Source organism: Lactobacillus sp. N54.MGS-719 (assembly GCF_000980505.1).
GTDB classification, from domain to species: Bacteria; Bacillota; Bacilli; order Lactobacillales; family Lactobacillaceae; genus Lactobacillus; species Lactobacillus amylovorus.
In genome coordinates, this window is record NZ_LARO01000079.1 from 1 (window position 1) to 3001 (window position 3001).

Below are 3001 nucleotides of genomic sequence, written 5' to 3' on the forward strand. Positions count from 1 at the left end.
AAATTGATGAGATTAGAATACCTGAAAAATACGGACTAAAAAAGATACTCGGTTATATGACGCTTACAAATGAGATAGTATATAGTTCAAAAATAATTTTCAATTACCTTATAACACCTTTAAGTCTCAGATTATAATTATTAGTGTAAATAAAATTGATAATGAATAATTAAATGTGAAAGTGAGGGATAACTTTGGATTTAGGACCATTACATGATTTAAAAGATGTTTTACCAGAGTCTACTTTAGAAGCTTTATTAAATCCGGCTGCTAAGTCGATTGGAACAGCAGTGGGAGGTTTGTGCGATCTTATATTTTTCCCATTACATAAATTAGGTATATATACTGAACAAAAGCTAAAGGAGTATAGTGACAAGATAAAACAAAAGACAGATGATATCCCAGTCGAAAATAGAGATGCTAGTAAATTAAATCTAGTATTTAAAGCATTGGAAGATTCTAAATATCAAATAAATGAAGAAGAATTGCAAGAAGCTTTTGCCAATCTTATAGCTTCTACCATAGATAATAGAGTTAATAAATTTATTACACCAAGATTTTCAACAGCATTAGCTGAATTAGGCCCTGAAGATGCTCAGTTGATAAATATAATTGCTAAGCAACCAAATTTTCAAATGGTATGTGGAGATTTGATAGTAATGTATAAAAAAGATGGAAGTTCAAAACCAATTTCTGATCTTTGGATGTCTACCATTGATAGTGCAGTATTTAGTATGCCAGATTCAGTAGATACACTAGATGCATTAAAAATAATATCAGTAACTAGAAATGAGTGGTTTTTAGCTGATGCTTATCAAACCAATTACAAAATTATGGAAAATACTTTAAAAGCTAAATATCCTATGTCAAATTTAAAGGAGAATGAAGAAGTTCAACTTAGAAAGGGATGCCTGAGAACTACTACATTTGGAAAACATTTTATTTCTTGTGTAACAGGTAATAAAATGAAATAATTATATTACTTAAAATTATTTTATTCAAAGTGTTCTTTGACGGATGCTTTTTATGATAGGAGTAAGGCAAATACTGTTCTTGTATTAAATATAGATCTTTTAAAGATTTTAAGAAAGAATTTGCTAAAGCAAATATTGCCGATTCATACTGGAAGATGCCAATAATTTATCATTTATGAAGCATACTAATGCATACGTAGCACAGCTCATTGCTCTTTATCAATTAGCTTTAGTCGAATATGCCAAGGCTAATAAGGATACTCTTGATGAAATACAAGCGAAAATGAAAGATACGGTATTACGTAACGCTATTGTGTGGAGTAATACTTCGCCTCAAGATGTGCCAAATGCTATGAAGCAGAATAACTTCACGCTGCATCCCATAGTAACGCTACCAGATCTGTAGGAAGCTGACGGCAGAAATTATGTATAATAAAGATATAAGGAATCAGCGCTAATGACGTTGGTCAACAAGGTTTCGTGCTAAGTTGATTCAGGTTTTAAGCATCATGCACTTATGTGTGTGATGCTTTTCTCGTTTTTATAGGAAGTTAGAGCAAAAGAGGATAGTCAAGATTGAGCGCTAATGAAAAATTCTAGCCTTGTTGATACTCGAGATTAGTTAACATATAAAAAGGGTTAGCTCATATTTACATTCTTCATACTTATGGCATTCCTGATGGTAATATTTGGAATTATTATCGTCGTTTTATTCTTGATAGGATTAGCGAAGATTAGATTTAATATCTTTGAAGACGATAAGAACTTATTCAAAATGAATAAAAATTTACGCATTATGATATAATACTTCATGAAAAAAGAGACATACATACTGTATGTCTCTAATACCATTTTGTAACAATGGAGTATTTCACATTATTTGGAAGTTTACTATTTTCTTGGCGGTCAATAGTAAACTTTTATTTTTTACGCTTTAAAAATTTCTTCAGTTGCTTTTTTAACTTGTTTGCAGATTTGATTAGATCTGTTAATGCGTCAATTGTTTTTCTCAATTCTTTAATGAGCCGATTCAACTGCCACATCAAGTAGACTAAAGCTGCAAATACAATAGTTAATACGTATATTAATTGCAACATCTTTTCGAAGTATTTCCTTTCTGTAGACTTGTCACGCTTTTCATAAGCATCACCTGTTTCTATAGAATAGGTACTTCATTGCTACAAGATGTATTGTAGCAAATGTCTATAAAGATTCATACTTTAAATTGATTATGAATTATGTTATTTAAAACCGATGCTAAATTAAATACAAAGTGCTGCTATTATGCTGATAAATACGTGGAAGTGTTATAAATTTTAATGGCATAACTTATTTATATTCATATATAGGAAGAATTTGTTATTTAAATGTAAAAGCTTATCAATAATTGATGCGAGTAAACGATAGCTTTTTTAGCCAAAATGGCGTTTTTCATAATAATACTGGTTATAGGTACTATTAACAGCTTATCAAAGAGATAAGTCATCAACAGTGAAAATTATACAGCTATTTAAATATTGCTATGAAATATGTAATATTGCTATAATTTGGGTGTTTGTTAAAATGCAGCTCCAATAATCTCCATTCAGAGGTTATTGGAGTTTTTTGTTTGATATGGATATTTGATGCTAAAGATTGTGAGCATCATAAAAATAAGTAATATAGTTTCGGAGAATAAGTAATGAATAATATTAATTATTATAGGGATGCTCAAAATCTTCCTTATTATTTGCAGTTAACCGATAGATCTTTACAACCAAGTAATGAGACTTTCAAAGAATTTTGTGAAAAGTATATTGATAATGATGCCAATAATACTAAAGATGAGAAAACTAGAGACTATAAAAGAGAATTCTACGAGTTTTTAAAGGGAAAAGTAAATGACTTTTTGGGCAAGTCTAGGAATACTTCTTATGATCATATAGTATTACTATTGGGTGCAGGGGCTTCTGTAGTAGAAGGAAAAAATTATGGAAAAACTATGGGGCAATTGGCATGGGAGATTTTTAATAGAATTTCTCAAAAAA

2 protein-coding genes and 1 pseudogene are annotated in these 3001 nt (G+C 29.9%); all 3 read left to right on the forward strand.

All coding sequences use genetic code 11. The features are described from left to right. The first annotated feature begins 194 nt into the window (after positions 1-194). A complete protein-coding gene (locus WS44_RS10170) occupies positions 195-974 on the forward strand; it encodes a DUF4393 domain-containing protein (protein WP_288145732.1) in 780 nt (259 codons plus the stop codon). Between the two features lie 175 nt (positions 975-1149). After that, positions 1150-1380, forward strand: a complete 231-nt coding sequence (locus WS44_RS08875; protein ID WP_046434056.1) for a hypothetical protein — start codon at positions 1150-1152, stop codon at positions 1378-1380. Between the two features lie 1275 nt (positions 1381-2655). Beyond that, a pseudogene (locus tag WS44_RS08880) lies at positions 2656-3001 on the forward strand (hypothetical protein); the annotation flags it as partial.

Bases quoted from the DNA above. Each gene is read 5' to 3' on its own strand.
- WS44_RS08875 (WP_046434056.1), top strand. From the start codon at position 1,150: ATGAAGCATACTAATGCATACGTAGCACAGCTCATTGCTCTTTATCAA.